Raw genomic sequence first — 21,686 nt, forward strand, 5'->3', positions numbered from 1 at the left:
CCGCTCTGCCGGGGTATTTGTCGACACGTTCGGGCGACGTCCCGCACGGGAAAGGGCCCCGCGGTGAACCGCGGGGCCCTTCCTGGGAACGTTTGATCAGTCGGTGAGGCGCTCGCCCGTGGAGGTCGAGAACACGTGGATCTCACCCGGACGCGGGACCACGTGGAGCGTGGCGCCCTTCTCGGGCACCGAGCGGCCGCTGACGCGGACGACCAGGTCCGTGATGTTGTCGTCGACCTTGGCGCTGCCGTAGACGAAACCGTCGGCGCCCAGCTCCTCCACGACGTTCACGGTGACCGCGAGACCGGCCGGGGCGTCCTCGGAGTCCTTGGTGAGGGACTTCGCGGCCTCGCCGTTGTGCTCGTCGATGTCGAAGTGCTCGGGGCGGACGCCGACCGTGACCGTACGGTCACCCTTGTCGGTGGCGGCCTTGAGCGCCTCGCGGTTGACGGGGACGACCGAGTTGCCGAACTTCACGCCGCCGTCGGTGATCGGGACCTCGATCAGGTTCATGGCGGGGGAGCCGATGAAGCCGGCCACGAAGAGGTTCTTGGGGCGGTCGTACATGTTGCGGGGCGAGTCGACCTGCTGGAGCAGACCGTCCTTCAGTACGGCCACCCGGTCGCCCATCGTCATGGCCTCGACCTGGTCGTGGGTGACGTAGACGGTGGTGATGCCGAGGCGGCGCTGCAGCGAGGCGATCTGCGTACGGGTGGAGACACGGAGCTTGGCGTCGAGGTTCGACAGCGGCTCGTCCATGAGGAAGACCTGGGGCTCACGCACGATGGCGCGACCCATCGCGACACGCTGGCGCTGACCGCCGGAGAGCGCCTTCGGCTTGCGGCCGAGGTAGTCCGTGAGGTCGAGGATCTTCGCCGCGTCCTCCACCTTCTGGCGGATCTCGGCCTTGTTGACGCCGGCGATCTTGAGCGCGAAGCCCATGTTGTCGGCGACCGTCATGTGCGGGTACAGCGCGTAGTTCTGGAACACCATGGCGATGTCCCGGTCCTTCGGCGGCAGGTGCGTGACGTCGCGGTCACCGATGCGGATGGCGCCGGCGTTGACGTCCTCAAGCCCCGCGAGCATCCGGAGCGAGGTGGACTTGCCACAGCCGGACGGACCGACGAGGACGAGGAACTCGCCGTCCCCGACCTCGATCTCCAGACCGTCTACGGCGGGCTTCTCGGTGCCCGGGTAGATCCGGGTCGCCTTGTCGAACGAAACAGTGGCCATGGTGAAGGGCCCCCTTCTACCGGCAGGAACGTGCCGGACGATCCGTTGTAGGAAGGTGGTGGTGTAGTCCACGCGAGTGAACTGGGTACGGACGGTACCTGGCGTTTGCCCGGTCTGTCAGTACCCGAGGCCATGTGAACTTCGCGGAAATTTTCGACAGGGGGTGGTGGGGACCTGGGTACACTGCACGGGCACGTGATCGCGATCGCGCGCGTCTCGGGTACGCACGTATCGCGCAGGCCTCCTTAGCTCAGTTGGCCAGAGCAACGCACTTGTAATGCGTAGGTCGTCGGTTCGAATCCGACAGGGGGCTCCGGCGAAGGCCAGGTCACATAGCCCGTGACCTGGCCTTTTGTGTTGCTCGGGGCGTGACGCGTCGCACGGCTGGGGTGCCGTGGGACGGCTTGCGTGAGCGATGCGTGAGCGGCGCGGCTCGGTGCCCTACTTCTTGGGCTTCTTCCGCGCCTTGTTCTTCTTCGCCTTGGCCTGGGCTTTCGCCTTCTCCTTGGCCTTCTGAGCGGCCTTACGGGCCTTCTCCGCCTCGGACTTGCGCTGGAGCGGGACCAGCTTGGCGGTGGCCTCGGCGGAGCTCTTGCCGACGTGGGGGAGAACGCTCTGGTAGATGTCCCGGGTGATGCGGGTGTCGCTGTGCCCGAGGGTGTCCGACACGATCTTCACGTCGATGCCGGCGGCGAGCATGAGGGTGGCCGCGCCGTGACGGAGGTCGTGGAGCCGGATCGGCGGGAGGCCGGAGGCGGCGACGAGCCGCTCGAAGAGGTCGGTCACTTTGCCAGGGTGCAGCCAGGAGCCGTCTTCCTGGGTGAAGACGAGACCGGTGTCGACCCAGGCCGGTCCCCATTCCTCGCGGTCCGCTTCCTGCTCCTTGCGGTGCCGCTCCAGGACTTTGACGGTGTCGTCGTCCAGGGCCACGACGCGGAAGCCGCTGTCGGTCTTCGGTTCGGACGCCTCGACGTCCCATCCGTCCTGGACGAGTTGGCCGGTGACGGTGAGGGAGTGCCGGTCGAGGTTGGTCTCCGACCAGGGCTGGCCGCACGCCTCGCCGCGACGCAGGCCGCGGAAGGCGATCAGGTGCCACATGGCGTACAGCCGGTCCGCGGCGACGAAGTCGAGGAAGGCGCCGGTCTGTTCCGGCGTCCAGACCATGACGGGGGAGGGCTTCTCGCCGGTCTGCTGCCACCGCGCGACCCGCTCGTCCGTCCAGACGAGGGCCTTCGGCTTGCGTACGGGGTCGATCTCGACGTGGGCCGCCGGGTTGAACGTGATGATCTGCTGGCCGATCGCCTCGTTCAGGGCGGCGCGGAGCGTGGCCTTGACGTGCTGGCGTGTGGACGGCCCGGTGACGCGACGGAAGGGCGGCATCGCGTCGATCGCTGCCTTCATGGCCTTGCGGCGGGCGCGGTTCTCCATGCCCTTCCACGGCACGGCCGCCAACTCCTCGACTGCCGAACGCCGTTGGGCGTTCTGCTCAAGGATCTCGGCGTTGGCGTCGGTGATGGCGGTGAACATCTCGCTGAGGTGGCTCACGCGCAGCCGGTCGAGGCGCCGGTCGCCGATGTGGGGCTTGAGGTGGACGCGGACGTCGGTCTCGTAGCGGCTGACGCCTGACTTCCGGATGCGCTTGCCCGCGAGCCACCGGTCCAGCCACTCACTCACGGTGAGGCTGCCGACGAGGTCCTGGCCGGCGTTGAGGCGACGCCGGGTCTCCTCCACGTCGGGGAGCGGCAGCTTGTCGCGGCTGACCTCGGACAGCATCTCGGCGATCAGCTGGACGCCTTCAGGGTCGTCCGACTCGGCGAGCGCCATGAGGGCGCGTACGTGGTCGAGATCGGCCTGGGCCGCCTTGAGGCTGGTGTACCCGCCACGGGCGAAGGAGCGTCGGCTGCCGTCCTCGCGGGGTGGCAGCTCCTGGCGTATGGAGTAGGTGCAGTGGTTCCTGCTGTTGCGCTTGGGGCAGGACGTGCCGAGTTCCTTGCCGGTCTTGGGGTCGCGGCAGGAGCAGCGGCGGTAGGTGGAGCCCTTCAAAGGCGTTCCTCCGGGGTGGTGTTGGGGTCGGGTTCGGGCGGGTCGACGTCCGCCAGGGCGGGTGGGAGAGGGGGCGGGGTGGCACCTTCGTCGCGGAGGTCGCGACGGAGGTAGCGCAGTTTGTACTTCGCGGAGATGGCCTCGTCGGAGTACTTGGTCCGCCTGCGCTCGGCTTCCTCCTCCTGGGCGCGGTTGCTTGCCGTTTTGGCTGCGAACCGTGCCTGTTCCGCTTCTTCGAGGGCGGCCAGAGCGGTGCGTACGAGGTTGTCGTGCACTTCGAAGTCGGGGACCAGCCCTGCGTCGTGCAAGGGAATGTCCTCGTTGCCGGTGAAGCGCCGCAGGGCGTCCCAGGTGGGCACGAGTTCCTGGAAGGGGAGTTCCTGGGTCCTCTCGACGTAGCCGACCGGGAAGATCAGGCAGACCGGGTACGTCTCCAGGGCGGCGGCCAGGACGATGACGTCCACCAGCGGCAGGGTGGCCCGGCGGCCGGACTCCATGTTGGCGATCACGTTGCGCGGGATGGGATGCCCGAGCTGCTCGCAGGCGTCGGCCAAGTCCTGTGCGCTCCATCCCATCTCCTTTCTTCTGCGCCGGACTTCGCCGGCGACGTTGGCCTTGACCCGGTCCTCCCACTCGGGAACGTCGTCCTCATCAGCGTCCATATCGCGTTGTGTCATAAAGACACATTAGCTTCCCGATGATGGTTGGTAGACGCCTGGAGCCGGACGTGAGGGCCACGTTCGCCGAGGGCTGTACCGAAAAGGGGCGCACTGTATGCGCGAAGACGCGACGGCCGGACGGATGAAGGACTCGAAGGGGATGAGTCGGGACGAGCTTCTCGCCCTCCCCGTGTCCGTTGACCTGGACACAGGCAACCGTGCTCTGGGGCTCGGGCGGAGCAAGGGCTATGAGCTGGCGAAGCGGGGCGAGTACCCGTGCAAGGTGCTGCGGCTCGGCAACGCCTACCGGGTCGTGACCGCGGATCTGCTCGATCTGCTGGGTCTGGCGGCGTGATGACGCGGCACCGTACCAAACCGTTCTGCGCTGAGCTGACACAGAAACGCTGGACTGTTGCCGGGTGTGGACGTACGGTCCGTGTTCCCTCGCGATGGCCTGGTGCCCGCGAGACGGGGATGGGCCCCCGGCGATGCAACGCCGGAGGCCCGAGCAACCCCAACCGGCCCGTGAAGAACCAACCCGGCGGCCAGGGCGCACACGCCCGCCACCGCCAGACGAGGAGCTGCCCCGTGGAACATGCGGGAGCCGAGCCCTATTCCGACTCCGACAAGCCCTCGTGGCCGCCCGTCACCATCCCCGGCCAGCTCGGCCACCACACCGGCGAAGCCCCGCCGACCGCCAACGACGGTGCGCCTGACGCCACTTCGGTGGAACAGCCTGCCGAGGAGACTGTGCCGGATCCTGAGCCGACGCCCGGCTCGGCGCTGCTGGACGAACTGCGTGCGCAGATAGCGAAGTTCGTGATCCTGCCCTCGCAGGAGGCGCTGGACGCGGTCACGCTGTGGGTGGTGGCGACGCATCTGCAGCCCGCGTGGCAGCACGCGCCGCGTCTGGCGGTGGTGGGACCGGCGAAGCGGTGCGGCAAGTCGCGATTGCTGGACGTGCTGACCGAGACGGTCCACGAGCCGATGATCACCATCAACACCACACCGGCGGCCATCTTCCGGTCGATCACCGAGGAGAACCCGCCCACACTCCTGGTGGACGAGGCGGACACCATCTTCGGCACCCCGAAGGTGGCCGAGAAGAACGAGGAGATGCGCGGCCTGCTCAACGCCGGCCACCAGCGCAACCGGTACGTCACCCGGGTCGTGGGCAACGACCACACCCCGCACCGCTTCGCGACCTTCGCCATGGCGGCCATCGCGGGCATCGGCGACCTGCCCGACACGATCATGGACCGGGCCATCGTGATCCGCATGCGGCGCCGGGCCGAGGGCGAGAAGGTCAAGCCCTTCCGCTCCCGCCGCGACATCCCGGCCCTGCATGAACTGCGGGACCGCATCGCTGCCTGGGCCAGGCCGTTGCTGGACGAGGCGGCAGAGCTGGAGCCGGTCATGCCGGTGGAAGACCGGGCGGCTGACACCTGGGAGCCCTTGGTCATCGTCGCCGACCTGGCCGCCGGGTCCTGGCCCCGCCGCGCCCGTACGGCGTGTGCGCGGATGGTGGCCACAGAGGTCGAGGTGGAGGAGGAGCGACCGGGCGGAGCGCGGATCCTTGCCGACATCCGCCGGGTCTTCGTCGCTCAGCGCGAGGCGGACAGCCTCTCCACGGACGAGCTGCTGTACCACCTGCGCAAGGACGCCGAGGCCCCGTGGGCAGAGCGGGGGCGCAACGGGCTGGACTCCCGCGACCTGGCACGGATGCTCAGCCCGTACGTCATCAAGCCAGGCAACGTCCGCCTCGCCGACGGAACCCAGCGCAAGGGCTACATGCGCAATAAGTTCCTCGACGCCTGGCGGCGCTACTGCCCCACCGTCCACCCGGTGGACGCCGGGCCTACCGCCCCCGCCTCGGGCTGAGCCCCGCATCCTCCGGGTGGCCGTCCCTGCCGTCCCTGCCGTGATCCCGCAGGTCAAACGGCATGCAGACAAGACGGAAACCGGGGGCAAGACGGCAACGCGATCATGAAGGCCGCGCTGCCCGGCCGGGACCACGTCCCGATCCGTCTTGTGCCGTCCCGCCCGTCCCCGCCGTATCGCCGCAGGTCAGAGCGTCAACCGCTAGGACGGCACAGCACTACTAAGCCGTCTCGGCCGATGCCGGAGAACGCCTCCGGCATCGGCCGAGACGGCAGACCAAACCTCGTGCCGTACCTGCCCTGACCTGCGCTTGCAACGGCCAAGACGGCAAAGACGGACCACGCCAACGCCCAGGAGCACCCCGCTTGACGAACATCTCCACCGCCAGCAACCGAGACGAACGCCCCGACGAGGGAGGGCCGACCACGATCCAGGAGGCCGCCGAGCGATTCACGCTCATCGCAGCGGGCGTGGTCATCGTGGCCCTCACGGCCGGTGGGTTCTGGCTCTCGTACGCGCATCTCGCCGAGGTCGCCGGACAACACGGGCTCAGGAACTCCCCGGTCCGCCAGTGGGCCTGGCCGGCGACCCTGGACGCGTTCATCGTCGCGGGCGAACTGCTCATGCTCCGCGCTGGTTTGCGTCAAGCGACCGACGGGTGGGCCATCGCCCTCACCGCCACCGGATCGGTCGGCTCCATCGCACTCAACGTGGCGGGCGTCAGTGGCACGGGTGGCACCGGCGCCGTGCCCCTGCTCGACTACGTGGTCGCCGCGGTCCCGCCGACCGCCGCGCTGCTGGCCTTCGGTGTCCTGATGCGGCAGATCCACCAGCTCGTCGCCGAGCCCGCCGACGCCACTCAACGCCACAACGCTGCCGACAGCAGCCACAACGGCACCCAGATAGTCAGTCTCGCGGGAGACGGTTCCGGTCAGCCGCAGCCAGCTGCCCTCGAAGCGGCGGACCGGCACTCCGACGTGGCGCAGGACGCCACCAACCTGCCGGAGCTCCCGCATCCTTCGGACGAGCCGGAAGGCAAAGAGTTCAGCACGGTCTCCGAGGAGTTCCTCACCATCGCCCGCACCGCGCCACTCGGACGGGGAGGCCGTGCTTCGCGCCGCCACATCGAAGCGGCGATACGAGACAAGGGCCTGTCCATCGGCAGGGCCGACGCGGAAAAGGTCAAAGACGCCTTGCAGACCGAACTCGACGAGGCCGCCTCTCAGCGGCAGGCCGAACACGACAGGGCATCTGCCCGCGCCTTCTGAGTCCACCGCTTCCCGCCCCACGAACGCGCCACGGAGAACCCCCTCATGCACAACCCGGGCTACGAACTCCCCACTTCTCAGCGGGAGATGACCACCACCGCAACCCAGCCAGCAAGGTATCCCATTGGACCGTCCAAGGGCCGGTCCAACGGGGGTGCCTCCGCCCCAGGGGTGGCGGAGGGGCTCGGGCACCAGAGGGTGCCCGAGAAGGACAGGCTCGTCGAGACCCCCGCCGTTTTGCTGCCCCGAGCCGCCGATGCCGCCGCGCTGCACCGTGTCGCCCGCCGCCGTCAGCGCGAACCCGTCCAGCGCAAAGAACGCGTCGACGTGCGCTACAGCGCCGACGAGAAGACCGCGATCCTCGCCAAGGCCCGGTCCCTGAACATCGCCGGCGCCCACTACATCGGCGCCGTCGTCATGGCCCACCTCCACGGCGACCTCGCCCTCCCCGGCCAGCGCACACCCCTCGACGACTACATCGACGAACTGACCGCCCTGCGCCGCGAGGTCGCCAAGATCGGCCACAACATCAACCAGATCACCAAGAAGCTCCACTCCGGCGGCCATCCACACCCTGGGGACAACGCCATGCTGGCCCAGGTCGAACCCACCTTGGACGCAGTAAGCGCCACCGTCCGCCACATCGCGTCCGCCGCGAACCAAGCCGTCGCCAAAAGGTCCGCCCGATGATCGCGAAGATCAGCGGCGGCACGGACACCGCGGGCCTGATCCGGTACCTGTTCGACACGAAGAAGGCCAAGAACCACACCGACCCCCACCTGGTCGCCTCCTGGGACGGCTTCGCCCCCGACCCCGGCCGCACCGACGACTTCGAAGCCACGAAGAGGCTCCTCGTGGCCGACCTCGACCTGCACGTCAAACAGGCCCGGCGACTGGGCCGCGCCCCCGAGAAGCACACGTGGCACTGCTCGATCCGGGCCGCCGAATCCGACCGCCACCTCAGTGACGAGGAGTGGGCCGACATCGCCCGCCGGGTCGTCGCGGCCACCGGCATCGCTCCCGTTGACGATCCGGACGGCTGTCGTTGGGTCGCCGTCCGCCATGCGCCGGACCACATCCACATCGCCGCCACCAAGGTCCGTGCCGACTTGCGTACGGCCCGCCACTGGAACGACTACCTCACTGCCGACCGTGAACTCGCCGCCATCGAGAAGGAGTGCGGCCTCTTCCAGGTCGTCCGCGGAGACCGCACCGCCGCCAAGCGCCCCACTCGCGCCGAACAGGAGAAGGCCCGCCGCGCCGGCCACGACACGACCGCTCGCGAACGCCTGCGTGCCACCGTCCGCACCGCCGTGGCCGCCGCCTCCACCATCGAGGAGTTCGTCGACCTGCTCAGCCGCCTCGACGGCGTACTCGTCGAGGTCGTGCACTTCCCCTCAGGCGACGTACGCGGATACAAGGTGGCCGTCGCGGATGACGCCCAGGGTCCCATCTGGTACTCCGGCTCCAAACTCGCCCCGGACCTGTCCCTCCCCAAGATCCAAGAACGCCTGGCGAGCATAGGGCCGCAGCCCACCGTCCAGTCGGACAGGCGCAGGCCCAACCCCTGGCACCAGGCCACCGCCGCAGCCGAACGCATCCCCCACCACTTCGACCAACCCGACGACGAAGCCTCCCAAGGTCACCTCGCCGCCTTCGGTGAAGCTCTCGACGCCCTGCCCCTCGTCACACCCCAAGCCATACGTCCTCAACTCCGAGAGGCGGCAACCTCGTTCGAGCGCGCCACCCGCTCCCGCATCCACGCCGAACACCACCACGCCCGAGCCCTGCGCGGCGCCGTACGCGCGATGCTCCGCGAACCCGCTCCCCAAGACGGCGCCGTCCTGGCGATGTTCCTCGACGCGGCGATCCTCGTCGTCATCGCCGCCGCCCGCTGGCACCAGCTCCGTCACCACGACCAGCAGGTTGCCGCCGCCCGCCAGACCCTGGTCCACCTCCAGGCCGCCTACGACCGAGCAGCCGCCGTACCGCTGGCTGCCCTCGCCCAACGCCGACCACCGCAGCAGACTGTGGACCGGCACATCTACCACCTGCGCCAAGCTGTCCCCGACCATGCCGAGAATGTCGTCAAAGACCGCGCCTTCGGCGCCCTCACCGCCGCCCTCGCCGAGGCCGAGGCAGCAGGCCACGATCCGCAGCAGCTCCTCCAACAGGCCGCGGACCAGCGCGCCCTGGACGACGCCGACTCCCCGGCACGAGTCCTGACCTGGCGCATCCGACGCCTCAGCACACGACCGGCACCGAGCGCACGAGCCCGTGCGGCACAGGCTCGCAGCACAGTACGGGGCGGCAGCACACCACAACTCCCGGATGCCGCAGGCCACACACCCGCCGCCCTCCCGACCTCGCAACCGCCGCAAGGAAGGCGGCGCTGATTACGACCTCGCGGACAGTTTCGGGGCAAGCAGCTCCAGCACTTCCTCCCAGCGATACCGATCCGCCCCACCGCCGGCCTTCGGCCGATGAGGCTCGTACGACCCGATAAGGATGCCCATCTCGCGCAATCGCTCCAGGCTCTGGCGGTATGCGGGGTGGGCGGCCTGGGCGGAGTTCAGGTACGGCAGTACGGCGATCGGTACGCCCATGGCGGGTGCTTCGCACAGGATGCCCAGGGCGAGGTTGTCGGAGATCCCAGCGGCCCATTTGTTGACGGTGTTGAAGCTGGCCGGGGCTACCGCGATCGCGTCTGCGGGGCGGGTCGGGCGCGGTTGGTCCGGTGTCCGCCAGGCCGAGCGGATGGGGAGACCGGTCTGCGCCTCGATCGCGTCGACGTCGAGGAAGCCGAGCCCTTGAGGGGTGGCGACGACACCGACATCCCAGTTCCGCTCGTGCGCTGCGGTGATCAGCTTGCCGACGTCGGCGGCCACCCCGGCCGCGCAGACGACGATCTGGAGGAACGGCTTGTCGGGCTGATCACTCACGCTGGCACTCCCAGTTGGCGGCTGAAGTGGTGCAGCTCGGGCAGTGCCCGGCGCCGGTCGCGGGCCGCCATGTCGGCGACCAGTTCGCGTACGGCCGGGCGGCGGATGTCCTGAGCCGCACAGCTCTCGGCGATGCGCAGGGCCTGGTAGCCGTCGGCGAGTCTGCCCTGCTGACTGTAGGCGCGGGCGGTCTCCACCCAGAGCGCGGCCCGGCGCTCGGGGACGGGAATGTGCCGCCGCATGAGTGGCCGCGCGGTTTCCAGCGCGATGCCGGCGTCGCCAAAGGAGACGGCCGCGCTGATCTCGTGCAGGGCCACGTTGGTGGGGCTGAAGTTCGCCCAGGCGTCGGGCCGGTCGAAGGAGACGTAGCGCGCCACCTCTTTGGCCTCGGTGAGGAAGTCCTGGGTCGTGGCGCGGTCGCCGTTTCTGCTGGCGGCGGTCGCCCCACGGAGCAACAGCAGACCGACCGCTGCCAGGTACCGGGGCGAGCGCTGGTCGTAGGAACCGGTGAGCTGGTCGGCAGTGTGGCGGACCATGTTCACGGCCTGGGCGGTGTGCTTCTCGCGCACGAGGACGTGGGCGTGAACGCGGACACTAGCGGCGAGGACGATGGGATCCCCAGATCGCTCCGCCTCGGCCATGGCCCGACCGGCCGCGAGCCAGGCGTTGCCCTGATCGGATCGCTTCAGCAGCAGACTTACCGACGTCTGGTACGCGGTGGCGAGCAACCCGGACGCCTCCGCCGAGCCGGATGAGCCTCCGGCGGCATGGCGCAGGTCGGTGATCAGGCCCGGCAGCGTCCGTTCCAGATCCGTGTAGTCGCACGTGCAGAACATCCGGCGTACGTCCCGTGTCCGGTCCCGTAGCTCGTCGATGTCCAGGGCTTGCCCGGTGGCAGCAGGGATCGTGCTTGGCAGCAGGACCTGTACCAGGTCGAAGTGCGCTGCGGTGGACGACGGCGGAGCCGCGAGAGCTGCGACGCTCGCGGCCAGGAAGGTACGGCGGTGCATGTCCTCTGTTCCGGGGTCAGCGGGGCTGGTGTCGGAGGAGGCGGCGAGACCGAGACGGTGCGGTGGAATGTCCAGCACCTGCGCGATCTCGCGCAGCGTGCGCACGTCCTCGGTGCCCCTGCCGCTCTCCAGACGGCTCACCTTCGACTGGTGGTACCCCAGGGCGGCGGCAACCTCCGTCTGCGAACGCCGCTGTAACACGCGGGCCTGACGGATCACTTCGCCGATCCGTCTCGCTTCACTCTGTGCCTCGGCCATCTGTGCCACGGCCCCTTCTGCCGTCGCCGATCCTGCCTGCTCAACCGAGCGTAACCGAGCAGCAATTGACCGCGATGCAGCTCCTGCATAAGTCATGCGGCGCCGGCACACGGCGTGGCCCCGCCTGCCTCCTAAGCGGTTGCGTGGAGCTGCCACACCGATCCAGGAGGCCGCTCATGGAAGCGCATCAGATCCAATTTCCCGTTCACGGCACACCTGCTGCCGCCAGCTCCGCGCGCCAGCAGCTCGCCATCGGGATACGGGCCTGGGACGCCTCTCTCGATCAGGAACTCCTGGAGACAGCGGAGTTGGTCGCCGCCGAGTTGCTCGCCAACGCGGTACGGCACGCGGGCCACGGCCCTATCTCGGCCGGCGCTCGCCTGAACGACGAACGCCTGCTGATCGAGGTGACCGATGCCAGCTCCAAGGCCCCGCAGGTCGGACTGCCGGACGTGGAAGAGGAAGGCGGACGGGGCCTGTTCATCGTCGCCGCCCTTGCAGACCGCCACGGGATCGAACCACTGCCATCCGGCAAGCGGTGCTGGGCCGAGTTCAAGATCAGCGGCCCGGACCAACCCTCACGATGCCTTCCCCTGCAAAGGAGTTGACGGTTGACAGCCGTAAGGATTCCCCCGGTCGCCGCCGAAGTGGTCGCTATCCGGCCCGGCACCTCTCTCACCGGTTCCGTGACAGTCGACGGGTCCAAGAACGCAGCCCTGCCCCTCCTGGCCGCCGCCGCGGCCCTGCACCGCCCAGTACATGTGGGCAACGTCCCGGCGAACACCGACGTCGAAACGATGCTCACCCTGCTCCAGCAGTCCGGCTGGCACACGGCCCGCCCCGTCACCGATCCGCACACCGCGGTCATCCTGCCCAGCGACAGGCCGCAACCGGGGCCCAACCCCGAAACCGCCGCACGCATCCGAGCCTCGTACTACCTCGTACCAGCGTTGCTCGGCGCCTACGGTCGGGCCCGACTTCCCTGGCCAGGCGGGTGCCGGATCGGGGAACGCGGCATGGAACAGCACTTCACGGTCTACGAGCATTTCGGCGACCGTACGACCGTCGACGACCGGGGCTACCTCGTGGAAGCAGCCGCCGCACGGACCGGAACGGTCTCGATCATGCTGCCCTTCCGCTCCCGAGGCGCGACCATCGCCGCCGTCCTGCGCGCCGTCGTGGCCGGACGGCCACTGCGGCTGGGAGGGCCCAACCTCTCGCCGGAAGTCCTCAGCGTCGTAGAGGCGATACGGCTGGCTGGATGGCAGTGCCGGGCCGGCGGGTCCCTTCTTTCGCTCGCGCCACCCCCATCCGCTCCCACTGAGACCATCGCCTGGAAGGTGCCCGGCGACAAGATCGAGGCAGGCACGCTGGCCTGTGCCGTCGCAGTGACGGGCGGCGAGGCACGTATCTGCGGCGTACGCGGCGATGACGTCGTTCCCCTGGTCAGCGCTCTACGACAGCTCGGTGTGCCCGCGAGCACCGAGGACGACGTACTGACCATCCATGCCCACGACACCCGCCCCACCAGCCGGCCGCTACGAGCCGTCGCCTCCCTCGCCCCCGGCGGCCTGGACGCCGACTTCGAACCGCCCCTGATGGCCTTGGCCCTCACCCGCCCCGGCACCCATCTCTTCTCCGACACCGTCAACCCCGGCCGCCACGGCAACCTCCTGCCCCAATTCGCCCGCCTCGGCGCCGAGATCCACGACCTGTCGCCCACCAAGTGCTGTCTCACCGGCCCGCAGCAACTGACCGGCACCGGAGTGGAGGCCACCGACATCCGCACGGGCTCCGCCCTGCTCATCGCCGGCCTCACCGCACGCGGTGTCACCACGTTGGGTGGCCTCGACCAACTCCGGCGCGGACACGCCGACCTGCCCACCAAACTGCACGCCCTCGGCGCCGACATCTGCGAGGTCACCCCATGAGCCGACGGTTACGGAAGATCATCGCTACGACCGACGTCCACTCGGCCTTCGACGTGGCCACGCCGATGCTCACCCACGTCCACACCGCCAGGGCCGAGAGCCTGATCGTGGACTGCGGCGACTTCTTCGAAGGGAGCGGCTACTACCGTTTCGGCAAGGGTCGGATCGAGCGCGAGATTCTCACCAGCCTGTACGACCTGCTCGCGCCTGGAAATCACGGCTGGCCGCACTACTTCGAACCAGGGCTGCACGAGATGACCGTGTGCGCCAACGCCTCCGACGACAACGGCAAACCGCTCTTCGACCGGGTACGCATCAAGCGGGTCGGCGGCCAACGCGTCGCTATCACCGCGGTGATCGGTCCCCAGGCGTTCAACACGATCCCCACCCGCGATCGCAACGGCCATCACGTCACCAACCCGGCTCATGCCCTGCGCGAGGTGATGCTGGAGAACCACCACCGAGCCGACGCCTGGATCGTGTTGTCCCACTCCGGCTTCGAGGAGGACCTGAAGCTGGCCGCCGCCTGCCCGTTCGCGGACGTCATCTTCGCCGGCCATTGCCACAGCGATACCTACGGCCCTGTGCGCATCGGCAACACCTTGGTCGTCAAGGGACGCGAACTCGGCGTCGGCTACGCCACCGCAGAACCGGGCGGCAGCGGCTGGGCCGCCCGCACATGCACCTTTCCCGATGCCACCGCAGTTCCCGGAGACCTCGCCACGGTGCGGGAGAAGATCTCCCTCTTCAGCCGGAAGCTGGCGAGTCCGCTCGGAACCGTGAACGAGCCCTACCGCAATGGGGAGTTGGACCGCAGCCGTCTGCTGCGAGAGATCGCCGGTCGACTCCACTCCGGCCTCGGCGCAGACGCGGTGATCCTCAACGAGACCGCGCTCCGTTCCGTACCGCTCGGCGAAGTGCTGACCCTCGGCGACCTGTTGGCCATCGAGCCCTTCGACAACCAGCTCGTCCACGCCATCCTTCCTGACGAGCACGCCCAGGACCACGACAAGCTGCTCACGCAACTCGCTGAATGCGTGGGCCCGTTGGTCATCGCTCCCACGCCTCTTCCGTCGGCGATGAGCAGCGTGCTGACGACGGGCTACCTCGCCGACAGCCATCTGGGCGGCCGAACACATCAAGCCGGGCTCCGGCTCAGCCAAGCAGTACGCCGCGTCCTGGCCACCACCTTGCCCAGCGGCGCCACCGAGGGAGGCGAGCAGTGATCCTCACCGGCCCCGAGATCACCGCCGCTGCCCGCGACGGTCGCCTGACCATCGACCCCTTCGAGCTGGAGCAGGTCAACCCCAACAGCTACAACGTCCGCCTCGGCCCCACCCTGCTGACCTACGCCGACACCGTGATCGACTCCTACCGCCCCAACCTCACGCGTGAGATGGAAATCGGGACGGACGGACACGTGCTCCAACCCGGCGAGTTGTACCTCGGGCACACCCTCGAACAGGTCGGCTCCAACTCCTTCGTACCGCTGCTGTTCGGCCGCTCCTCGGTCGGCAGGCTCGGCCTCTTCGTCGAAATCACCGCCCCCATCGGCGACATCGGCTTCCACGGCCAGTGGACGCTGATGCTCTCGCCAGTCCGTCCGCTACGGGTGTACGCCGGCATGAAGATCGCGCAGATCATGTTCTTCCTCTCCACGGGTGAAATCGACCCGTACCAAGGCAAGTACCAGGCCGCCACAGGACCGCAGCCGTCGAAGTACTGGCGGGACGTCGCCCCGGTGCAGGCGGTCGCCTCATGATCCTCACCGGCCCCGCAATCAGAGCTGCCCTTCAGGCCGGCGAGATCACGATCGACCCGTACGATCCCGCATGCCTCTCCCCGAACGCCTACGACTGGCGGCTCGGCGACACGCTCCACGTCTGCGCCGGTGACCTGGACGCCGCCACCCCCACTGCATTCACCGAACAGACCATCCCCGCGGCGGGCTTGGTGCTGAAGCCGGACGTGCTCTACCTCGGCGTCACGCTGGAGAAGACCGGTTCGGAGACGTACGCGCAGATGCTCAACGGCGACCGGACCATCGGCGCACTCGGCATCTGGGTCCACGTCTCCGCCCCGCTCGGCCACCAAGGCCACGCCATCCGCTGGACGTTGGAGATCCGCGCCGCCAGGCCCGTCCGGGTCTATCCGGGGATGACCTTCGGCAAGCTCGTCTTCCTCACCGCCTTCGGCACGCCGACCAGCTACCAGCAGCAGCTTTCCAAGTACGCGGATACGGACGGCATCGACATCTCCCGCCTCTACGAGGAGATCCCCGGAGGAGTCCTGTGAGTCCCCGCTCAGCCGCCGGGCCACTGGCCGCCACCCTGCTGGACCTGCCCGTCGGAAGCCCGGGCGGCAGCGTCGAACTCTTCCTCGATCTCTACACCGGCGACCGCCCTCTGATCCCCGCACGCGCGTTCATGCTCGGCTCACCGAATCTCAGGCACCACCTCCCGGCCGGGCTCGACCTGCTGCCCGTCGCCGGGAAGTGCTTGGAAGGCCCGGCCTTCGGTCGTTACGTCGCAGCCCTGCGTAAGGCTCTTTCAGCCGCGATCGACCCAGATCAGATCAGCGTCCTGCACCTCCAGCACCTCGCCTTCGGCGCCACCCCCGCCCTGATCCGGGCCCTGCCCCTGCATCCCCGCATCGCCCTGGTCCACGGCACCGACCTGCTCTTCGCCGAGGCCCACCACGATCAACTCCGCGTCCTGCGCGAGACCGCCAGAGCCGCGGACGCGATCGTCGTACCGACAGGAGCAATGGCCGACCGCCTACTCAAGCTCGCCCCGCAGATCGACCGCCGGAAGATCACTCACATTTCCTGGGGCATCCCCGACCGCCTGCTCGCCGACCCGCCACCCCGGCCAACTCGTGCCTCCACCAGCCACCTACGGCTGCTGTACGCGGGACGGCTGACCGCCGAGAAGGGAGGCGACGCCCTGATCAAGAGCCTGGCGCCCGTGCCAGGTGTCGAGCTGAGCGTCGCTGCGCCCAGGGCCCAGTTCCACGCCCTGGCACCGCTGTTACAACGGGCCGGCCTACGGCCCCGCTACCTCGGCTGGCTACGCCGTCCACAGCTGTGGAAGGCGTTCGCCGAACACGACGTGCTGGTCATGCCGTCGACCACTCTGGAGGCCATGGGTCTGGTCGCGCTGGAGGCCCAAGCCTGTGGACTGCCCGTCCTCTACCAACCCGTGCCCGGCCTCAGCGAGGCCCTCGCCGCCTCCGGAATGGCCACCGATTTCACCAACTCGGCCGCCCTCGCCCGCGATCTGGATCGGCTGCGAGCTTCTCCGGGCCTACTCTCCGCGCTGCGGCAGGCGGGCTACGCGAACGCTGCTCGCTACCCACTGTCGGTTGCCGCACAAGCTCTGATCGACCTCGGCCACCAACTCTCCTGAGCAGGTACAGAAACCGGGCCATCCAGCGGGGCGGGGGCAGCCCCCGCATGCCGTTCCTCCACTCATCCCACCCGCGTCACTACGCTGACCGGCGGGATGCCCACTGCGAACAGGGAGACCATGACGTACCGCACCGACCGCATCGAAGAGCTCCTGAGTGAAGGCGTCCGCGACAAGGTCTACCCAGGCGCTGTATGGGCCGTCGGAGACGCCGCCGGAACTCACGTCCACGGCGCCACAGGGGTCCTCGACCCCGAGCAGCCGGACATGCCGATGCGGTCCGACACCGTCTTCGACGCCGCCAGCCTCACCAAGATCCTCGCTGTGTGGTCCTCCATCGGCTCCCTCTGGGAAGAAGGCAAGCTCGACCTCGACTCTCCCCTCGGTACCTTCTGGCCCGAGGTCGAAGGCCACGCGCTCGGATCGGTAACCGCCCGCCAGTTGCTGACCCACACGGCCGGCGTCCCCCTGCGGGCCCAACTCAAGAACCTCTACGGCACCGACCCGCAGGACATCCGTGACGGCGTACTGAGGGAAGCACTGCACCGCCAGCCCGGAGAGGCCGTCGAGTACACCGACCGTGCCGCCCTCATCCTCGGCTACCTCGCCGAACACCTCTCGGGCCAGCGCCTTGACCAACTCGCCACGGAGCGGATCTGGCAGCCGCTCGGTAGGAACACCACCCGGTTCGGGCCGCTGCCCTCGGAGATCGCCGCACGGTGTGCGCCGACCGAACTCGACCAGGACACCGGCACTCACCTCAAAGGCGTCGCCCACGACTTCTCTGCACGACTCCTGGGCGGCGTGTGCGGCATCGCCGGTGCCTTCACTGTCCTCGACGATCTCGCCGCTTTCCTGCGTTACATGCTGGGCGGCACCTCTGCATCTGAGCAGGCTGGCTTCGGGTCGACCTGGGTGACTGAGTCGCTGACGATCCAGACCGGTGAACTGGAGCCCGTACGCGGCCTGTTCTGGCACCCGGCTCCTGGTACCGAGCCGACCCAGGATGTCTGGGTGCACTACGGCTTCACCGGAACCGGCATGTGGATCTCGCCCGACCAGGGGCGCTGGGCCACACTGCTGACCAACAAGCTCTACTACACCCGCGACCGCCAGCCCCTCACGGAGATTCGCAACGCCTTCCGCGAACTCGCCTTCGACTGAGACAGAGGACCGACTCACGCCGCCGGTTCGAAGACGACTCCGACTGCAAGTAGTCACACGGAGGTTGAGGTCACGAGGATGAAGGGATCAGGCAGCAGTTCTGAGGTGGACCGCGCCTCGCAACTGGCTGCGAGCGACGAAGGGACACTAGCCTTGGCTCAGCGGACCAGCGACGATCAGCCTAAACGCCTACCGCCCGCCCTCGAATCCATGACCCTGCTGGTCGCCGCCGTCATCGTCCACGACAAGACCACCAACCGGGTTCTGCTCCTCCAGCGCAGCGAGAACGCCAAGTTCGCCCAGGGCATGTGGGACCTCCCCGTCGGCAAGAGCGAACCCGGCGAGCCCATCACGGCAACCGCCGTACGCGAGTTGTACGAGGAGACCGGCCTGACGGTGAAACCGGACTTCCTGAAGGTCGCTCACATCATCCACGGCGCTTGGGGCGTCGAAGCCCCCAACGGCTTCTTCACCGTCGTCTTCGCCGCCCACGAATGGACCGGCGAACCCGAAAACCGCGAGGCTCGCAAGCACGCCCAAGTCCGATGGATCGACGCAGATGCCATCCCTGAGGACTTCGTCGACACCACTGCCAGCGCCTTGCACTGCTATCTCGCTGGCGGGCCGGAAGTCTCCCTAGATGGCTGGCGATGAGGACGCCCATGGCCCAGTGTGCCAAGGTCGCGAACAGTTAGATTGCAGCAAGGTCTACGCCTACGTGCTGGTCGATATCGTGAACGTCTGGACCGCGGCGCACCTCCGGCCTGCTCTGCAAGGCAAGCTAGTTCAGATGCCACCCGATTGTGCAGCAGTCCTGGCGGGCCGACCCCCAGCGTTGACTGTGAACTCGCTGGCCCAGTCGGCGAGCGCTCCCCGCTTGTCCACGAGTGTGTTGTCGAGGTCGAAGAGCACCAGAGGGCGCCGCACATCTCGCACCATAAGGCTGCAGCGCGTTAGTTCATCGAGGCGATGTCCCCTGTAGTGGCGTAATCGCGTCTTCTACGGCTGACTCGGCCGATCATGTGGCTTCTGTGGAGTCCTGCTTCGAACCCGAAAATGTGTGGCAGCGCGCCCTTGTGCAGCCCCGTGCAGCTGGGAGGCCCAGCTCCCGAAAGAGCACGTCACCGCTACTGATCCAGTCGAGGACGAGGACACGCCCACCCCGATGGTGGAATATGGGTCGTCCGGGACTCGGCGGGGGGAAAGACGCGCGTGCACGCTCAGGAGACCACGTTCAACGAACTCGTCCAGGGTGAGAAGCAGTACCAAGTGCCGCTCTATCAGCGCACTTACAGCTGGCAGCGGAATGAGCTGCGACAACTCTGGGACGATGTACAGGAGTTGGTCGAGGAGCAGTTGGAAGGACGCCCCCCTGCAGCGCACTTCCTCGGCTCCGTGGTGCTGGCCCCCGGCCGGATCACCGCTGGCGGCATGCAGCGCTGGCTCGTCGTCGATGGCCAACAGCGGCTCACCACCCTCATGCTCGCCTTTACCGCGCTGCGCGACCGCCACCGGGAACGCGGCGCGCAGCGGAAGGCTGAGCGCATCCACGACCTCGTGCTCGTCAACAAGTACCGCAGCGGTGACGATCACTACCGCCTCCTACCGACGCAAGCCGACCGCGACGCCTTCACCGCCTGCGTCGAGAGCTCTCCCAGAGCCGGTGGCCCTGGCAATGTGGGCGCCGCCTACCGGTACTTCCTGGGCGCCCTCGCCGAGGGTGAGGAAAACGGCGGTGAGGTGTGGACGGACACGGTGGAGACCGTGCTGAGCGGTCTGCTGTCGATCGTGGAGATCACCGCGTCCGAGGGCGACAACGTCTACCGGATCTTCGAGTCGATCAACAACACCGGGGTAGGACTCAGCCAGAGCGACCTGCTGCGCAACTACCTCTTCATGTGCCTGCCGACCCGGGGCGAGTCCGTCTACCAGAATCTCTGGCTGCCCATGCAGGAACGGCTGGGCCCCGCCAACCTCGAACTCCTCGTCTGGCTCGACCTGGTGGTGGCCGGCAACAGCCGGGCGAAGCAGAGCGAGATCTACCGGGACCAGAAGAAACGCCTTGAGCCTCTGAGCTCCGACGAAGCGGCCCTGGAAGGCGAGATCGCCTCCCTGGCCCGCCGGGCGGAACGTCTGATGCGGATCCTAGAACCCGAGAGGGAGCCCGACCCGGAGCTTCGCGAAGTGCTGGAGAGGCTCTCCCGGTGGGGCGGCCAGACCCACTACCCGCTGGCACTCCACTTGCTCGACCGCGTGGACGACGGGCAGGCCACACCTCACCAGGCCGCCCGGGCACTGGTGAACGCCGAGAGCTACATGGTGCGGCGCCTGTTCACCGGACACTCCACCACGGGCAGTAACCGAGTGTTCATGGAGATGGCCAAGGAGATGGAGAAGGACGACGATCCGGCCGATGCCGTAAGCCGCTTCCTGTCGAAGAGCAAGACGGGGGCCCGCGTCTGGCCCGACGACGACGCCGTCCGCGAGGCGATCCGCACCCGCCCCTTCTACAAGGCGGGCCGCAGCAACCAGCGGTTCCAGGTGCTGCGCAGACTGGAGGAGAGCTACGGAGCCAGCGAACCGGTCGACTACGCCAAGGCGCACCTGACCGTCGAGCACGTGCTGCCTCAGAGCCCCGCGCACCAGTGGCTGGACCTGCTCGCCGAGGAGACCGAGGACGGACAGGGCGCCGAGGAACTCCACGCCCTACTGGTCCACACGCTGGGCAACCTGACTCTCTCGGCTGACAACGCGAAGCTCTCGAACCATCCGTTCCGCCGCAAGCAGGAGATCCTGGACTTCAGCTCCCTGCGGATGAACCAGGAGATCGCAGGGCGGGAGCGTTGGGGGAAAGCAGAGATCCTCGACCGCGCCGCCGCCCTCGCCGACCGGGTGGTACGGCTGTGGCCCGGCCCCGTCGCGGGCACGGTCCCAGTGGACGACGAGTGGTCAGGTTGGAAGGAGCTGCGGGCCGCGCTTCTCGCCATGCCGGCCGGGACGTGGACGACGTACGGCGATGTCGCAGCGCTCATCGGCACCCACGCCGTCCCGGTCGGCCAGCATCTGGCGTCCAAGGTGGGCCTGCACGGCGCCTACCGGGTGCTGACGGCGGACGGCCGCGTCTCGGCGGGCTTCCGGTGGCCGGACGGCCAGGACCTCGGTGATGTGCGAACCCGTCTGGAGGCCGAGGGAGTTTCCTTCGACGACGCGGGCCGGGCCCGCCGATCCCACCGGCTGACCACCTCCGACCTGGCGGCCCTGCTGGGCAAGGATGTCGCCGAGGATGCCGAGCCGTCGCCGCAGGCCGATGGCGATGAGCAGCAGTCGGCGGCCGGCCGGTTCGAAACTCAACTGCGCGACAACCAGACCAGTGAGACCGTCGACGGCGTCCTGGGTGCCCTTAGTTTCTGGGAGCAGCAGGGCGGTCACCTCGCCTACGGCCGGGCGAGTGAGACCAGTTGCTTCCCCACGGTGCGTTTTGGCAGTGCCCCCGCTCCCCGAGAGCTGTGGCCCCTGGCTCTGTACCCGGTCTCCGGCACGGTCGAGGTCGTCTTCCAGTATCTGAAGCGGCGTCCCCCGTTCGACGACGAGCCGCTGCGGCGCGAGTTGATGACCCGCCTGAACAGGATCGAGGGCATCGACCTGGCCGAGGCGAAACTGGACCTGCGCCCTTCCTTCGCGGTGGAGGTCTTCGCCGCGCACAGCGAGGAGATCTGCGCGGTGCTGGAGTGGTTCGCGCATGCGGCGGCCGTCGCGGAGGCCCGCCGCATGGCGGACGGGGACCCCGGCACTCTCTGACACCCTCTGCGAACGCTCCAGTGGTGCGTGGGGCGCCCACGGGCTCTGTGGTCCCACGCACGTGACGCTCGGCCCCCGCAGGAATGGCGTGC

General features: G+C 68.4%; 19 protein-coding genes and 1 tRNA gene. 15 read left to right on the top strand and 5 right to left on the bottom strand.

Annotated features, from left to right (window positions below; all coding sequences use genetic code 11):
* Window positions 1–96: 96 nt before the first annotated feature.
* Window positions 97–1,233 (bottom strand): sn-glycerol-3-phosphate ABC transporter ATP-binding protein UgpC, encoded by a 1,137-nt coding sequence (ugpC, locus tag AB0I69_RS25855; RefSeq protein WP_363098054.1) that lies wholly within the window; start codon window positions 1,231–1,233, stop codon window positions 97–99.
* Window positions 1,234–1,472: 239 nt separating this feature from the next.
* Here ugpC and AB0I69_RS25860 point away from each other — a divergent pair.
* A tRNA-Thr gene (locus AB0I69_RS25860) sits at window positions 1,473–1,546 on the top strand.
* Between the two features lie 128 nt (window positions 1,547–1,674).
* On the opposite strand, the gene AB0I69_RS25865 is transcribed toward AB0I69_RS25860, so the two are convergent.
* Window positions 1,675–3,276: a site-specific integrase gene (locus tag AB0I69_RS25865; RefSeq protein WP_363098055.1), complete on the bottom strand. Its 1,602-nt coding sequence runs from the start codon at window positions 3,274–3,276 to the stop codon at window positions 1,675–1,677.
* Window positions 3,273–3,938, bottom strand: coding sequence for a helix-turn-helix transcriptional regulator (locus AB0I69_RS25870; protein ID WP_363098302.1), 666 nt, complete (start codon window positions 3,936–3,938; stop codon window positions 3,273–3,275). The genes AB0I69_RS25865 and AB0I69_RS25870 overlap by 4 nt, the downstream gene beginning before the upstream one ends.
* A 112-nt stretch (window positions 3,939–4,050) precedes the next feature.
* Between AB0I69_RS25870 and AB0I69_RS25875 the strand changes: the two genes are divergently transcribed.
* The 5 genes from AB0I69_RS25875 (at window position 4,051) to AB0I69_RS25895 (ending at window position 9,480) form a co-directional block, all read left to right on the top strand.
* The gene (locus AB0I69_RS25875; protein WP_363098056.1) at window positions 4,051–4,290 is read left to right on the top strand and encodes a hypothetical protein; all 240 of its coding nucleotides are present in this window, start codon (window positions 4,051–4,053) and stop codon (window positions 4,288–4,290) included.
* A gap of 233 nt (window positions 4,291–4,523) precedes the next feature.
* Window positions 4,524–5,816, top strand: a complete 1,293-nt coding sequence (locus tag AB0I69_RS25880) for a DUF3631 domain-containing protein (RefSeq protein WP_363098057.1) — start codon at window positions 4,524–4,526, stop codon at window positions 5,814–5,816.
* A 365-nt stretch (window positions 5,817–6,181) separates the two neighbouring features.
* Window positions 6,182–7,084, top strand: a complete 903-nt coding sequence (locus AB0I69_RS25885) for a DUF2637 domain-containing protein (RefSeq protein ID WP_363098058.1) — start codon at window positions 6,182–6,184, stop codon at window positions 7,082–7,084.
* Between the two features lie 45 nt (window positions 7,085–7,129).
* The gene (gene mobC / locus AB0I69_RS25890) at window positions 7,130–7,774 is read left to right on the top strand and encodes a plasmid mobilization relaxosome protein MobC (RefSeq protein WP_363098059.1); all 645 of its coding nucleotides are present in this window, start codon (window positions 7,130–7,132) and stop codon (window positions 7,772–7,774) included.
* Window positions 7,771–9,480 (top strand): mobilization protein, encoded by a 1,710-nt coding sequence (locus AB0I69_RS25895; protein WP_363098060.1) that lies wholly within the window; start codon window positions 7,771–7,773, stop codon window positions 9,478–9,480. Before mobC ends, AB0I69_RS25895 begins: the two co-directional genes overlap by 4 nt.
* Here AB0I69_RS25895 and AB0I69_RS25900 read toward each other — a convergent pair whose 3' ends face one another.
* Both AB0I69_RS25900 and AB0I69_RS25905 read right to left on the bottom strand, forming a co-directional pair.
* Window positions 9,481–10,026, bottom strand: coding sequence for a flavoprotein (locus AB0I69_RS25900; protein WP_363098061.1), 546 nt, complete (start codon window positions 10,024–10,026; stop codon window positions 9,481–9,483).
* On the bottom strand, window positions 10,023–11,294 hold the full coding sequence (locus AB0I69_RS25905) for a helix-turn-helix transcriptional regulator (protein ID WP_363098062.1): 1,272 nt from the start codon (window positions 11,292–11,294) through the stop codon (window positions 10,023–10,025). The genes AB0I69_RS25900 and AB0I69_RS25905 overlap by 4 nt, the downstream gene beginning before the upstream one ends.
* Before the next feature lie 176 nt (window positions 11,295–11,470).
* Between AB0I69_RS25905 and AB0I69_RS25910 the strand changes: the two genes are divergently transcribed.
* The 9 genes from AB0I69_RS25910 (at window position 11,471) to AB0I69_RS25950 (ending at window position 21,594) form a co-directional block, all read left to right on the top strand.
* Window positions 11,471–11,902 (top strand): ATP-binding protein, encoded by a 432-nt coding sequence (locus AB0I69_RS25910; protein WP_363098063.1) that lies wholly within the window; start codon window positions 11,471–11,473, stop codon window positions 11,900–11,902.
* A 39-nt stretch (window positions 11,903–11,941) separates the two neighbouring features.
* Window positions 11,942–13,225, top strand: coding sequence for a UDP-N-acetylglucosamine 1-carboxyvinyltransferase (locus tag AB0I69_RS25915; RefSeq protein ID WP_363098303.1), 1,284 nt, complete (start codon window positions 11,942–11,944; stop codon window positions 13,223–13,225).
* Window positions 13,222–14,451 (top strand): bifunctional metallophosphatase/5'-nucleotidase, encoded by a 1,230-nt coding sequence (locus AB0I69_RS25920; protein WP_363098064.1) that lies wholly within the window; start codon window positions 13,222–13,224, stop codon window positions 14,449–14,451. Before AB0I69_RS25915 ends, AB0I69_RS25920 begins: the two co-directional genes overlap by 4 nt.
* The gene (dcd, locus tag AB0I69_RS25925) at window positions 14,448–14,987 is read left to right on the top strand and encodes a dCTP deaminase (RefSeq protein WP_363098065.1); all 540 of its coding nucleotides are present in this window, start codon (window positions 14,448–14,450) and stop codon (window positions 14,985–14,987) included. The genes AB0I69_RS25920 and dcd overlap by 4 nt, the downstream gene beginning before the upstream one ends.
* Window positions 14,984–15,520, top strand: coding sequence for a deoxycytidine triphosphate deaminase (locus tag AB0I69_RS25930; protein WP_363098066.1), 537 nt, complete (start codon window positions 14,984–14,986; stop codon window positions 15,518–15,520). The genes dcd and AB0I69_RS25930 overlap by 4 nt, the downstream gene beginning before the upstream one ends.
* Entirely contained in the window at window positions 15,517–16,632 is a 1,116-nt protein-coding gene (locus AB0I69_RS25935) for a glycosyltransferase family 4 protein (protein WP_363098067.1), read from the top strand. The genes AB0I69_RS25930 and AB0I69_RS25935 overlap by 4 nt, the downstream gene beginning before the upstream one ends.
* Before the next feature lie 120 nt (window positions 16,633–16,752).
* Window positions 16,753–17,796, top strand: a complete 1,044-nt coding sequence (locus AB0I69_RS25940) for a serine hydrolase domain-containing protein (RefSeq protein WP_363098304.1) — start codon at window positions 16,753–16,755, stop codon at window positions 17,794–17,796.
* A 153-nt stretch (window positions 17,797–17,949) separates the two neighbouring features.
* Window positions 17,950–18,450, top strand: coding sequence for an NUDIX domain-containing protein (locus tag AB0I69_RS25945; RefSeq protein ID WP_363098305.1), 501 nt, complete (start codon window positions 17,950–17,952; stop codon window positions 18,448–18,450).
* Between the two features lie 558 nt (window positions 18,451–19,008).
* Complete coding sequence (locus AB0I69_RS25950; protein WP_363098068.1) at window positions 19,009–21,594, top strand: DUF262 domain-containing protein; 2,586 nt, start codon at window positions 19,009–19,011, stop codon at window positions 21,592–21,594.
* Window positions 21,595–21,686 lie beyond the last annotated feature (92 nt).

This window comes from Streptomyces sp. NPDC050508 (genome assembly GCF_040655155.1).
GTDB lineage: Bacteria > Actinomycetota > Actinomycetes > Streptomycetales > Streptomycetaceae > Streptomyces.

What these genes read in the sequence shown, in the direction of transcription:
- ugpC (WP_363098054.1), bottom strand. Translation starts at nt 1,233, where the DNA reads ATGGCCACTGTTTCGTTCGACAAGGCGACCCGGATCTACCCGGGCACC.
- AB0I69_RS25870 (WP_363098302.1), bottom strand. Translation starts at nt 3,938, where the DNA reads ATGGACGCTGATGAGGACGACGTTCCCGAGTGGGAGGACCGGGTCAAG.
- AB0I69_RS25875 (WP_363098056.1), top strand. Translation starts at nt 4,051, where the DNA reads ATGCGCGAAGACGCGACGGCCGGACGGATGAAGGACTCGAAGGGGATG.
- mobC (WP_363098059.1), top strand. Translation starts at nt 7,130, where the DNA reads ATGCACAACCCGGGCTACGAACTCCCCACTTCTCAGCGGGAGATGACC.
- AB0I69_RS25895 (WP_363098060.1), top strand. Translation starts at nt 7,771, where the DNA reads ATGATCGCGAAGATCAGCGGCGGCACGGACACCGCGGGCCTGATCCGG.
- AB0I69_RS25905 (WP_363098062.1), bottom strand. Translation starts at nt 11,294, where the DNA reads ATGGCCGAGGCACAGAGTGAAGCGAGACGGATCGGCGAAGTGATCCGT.
- AB0I69_RS25910 (WP_363098063.1), top strand. Translation starts at nt 11,471, where the DNA reads ATGGAAGCGCATCAGATCCAATTTCCCGTTCACGGCACACCTGCTGCC.
- AB0I69_RS25920 (WP_363098064.1), top strand. Translation starts at nt 13,222, where the DNA reads ATGAGCCGACGGTTACGGAAGATCATCGCTACGACCGACGTCCACTCG.
- AB0I69_RS25930 (WP_363098066.1), top strand. Translation starts at nt 14,984, where the DNA reads ATGATCCTCACCGGCCCCGCAATCAGAGCTGCCCTTCAGGCCGGCGAG.
- AB0I69_RS25940 (WP_363098304.1), top strand. Translation starts at nt 16,753, where the DNA reads ATGACGTACCGCACCGACCGCATCGAAGAGCTCCTGAGTGAAGGCGTC.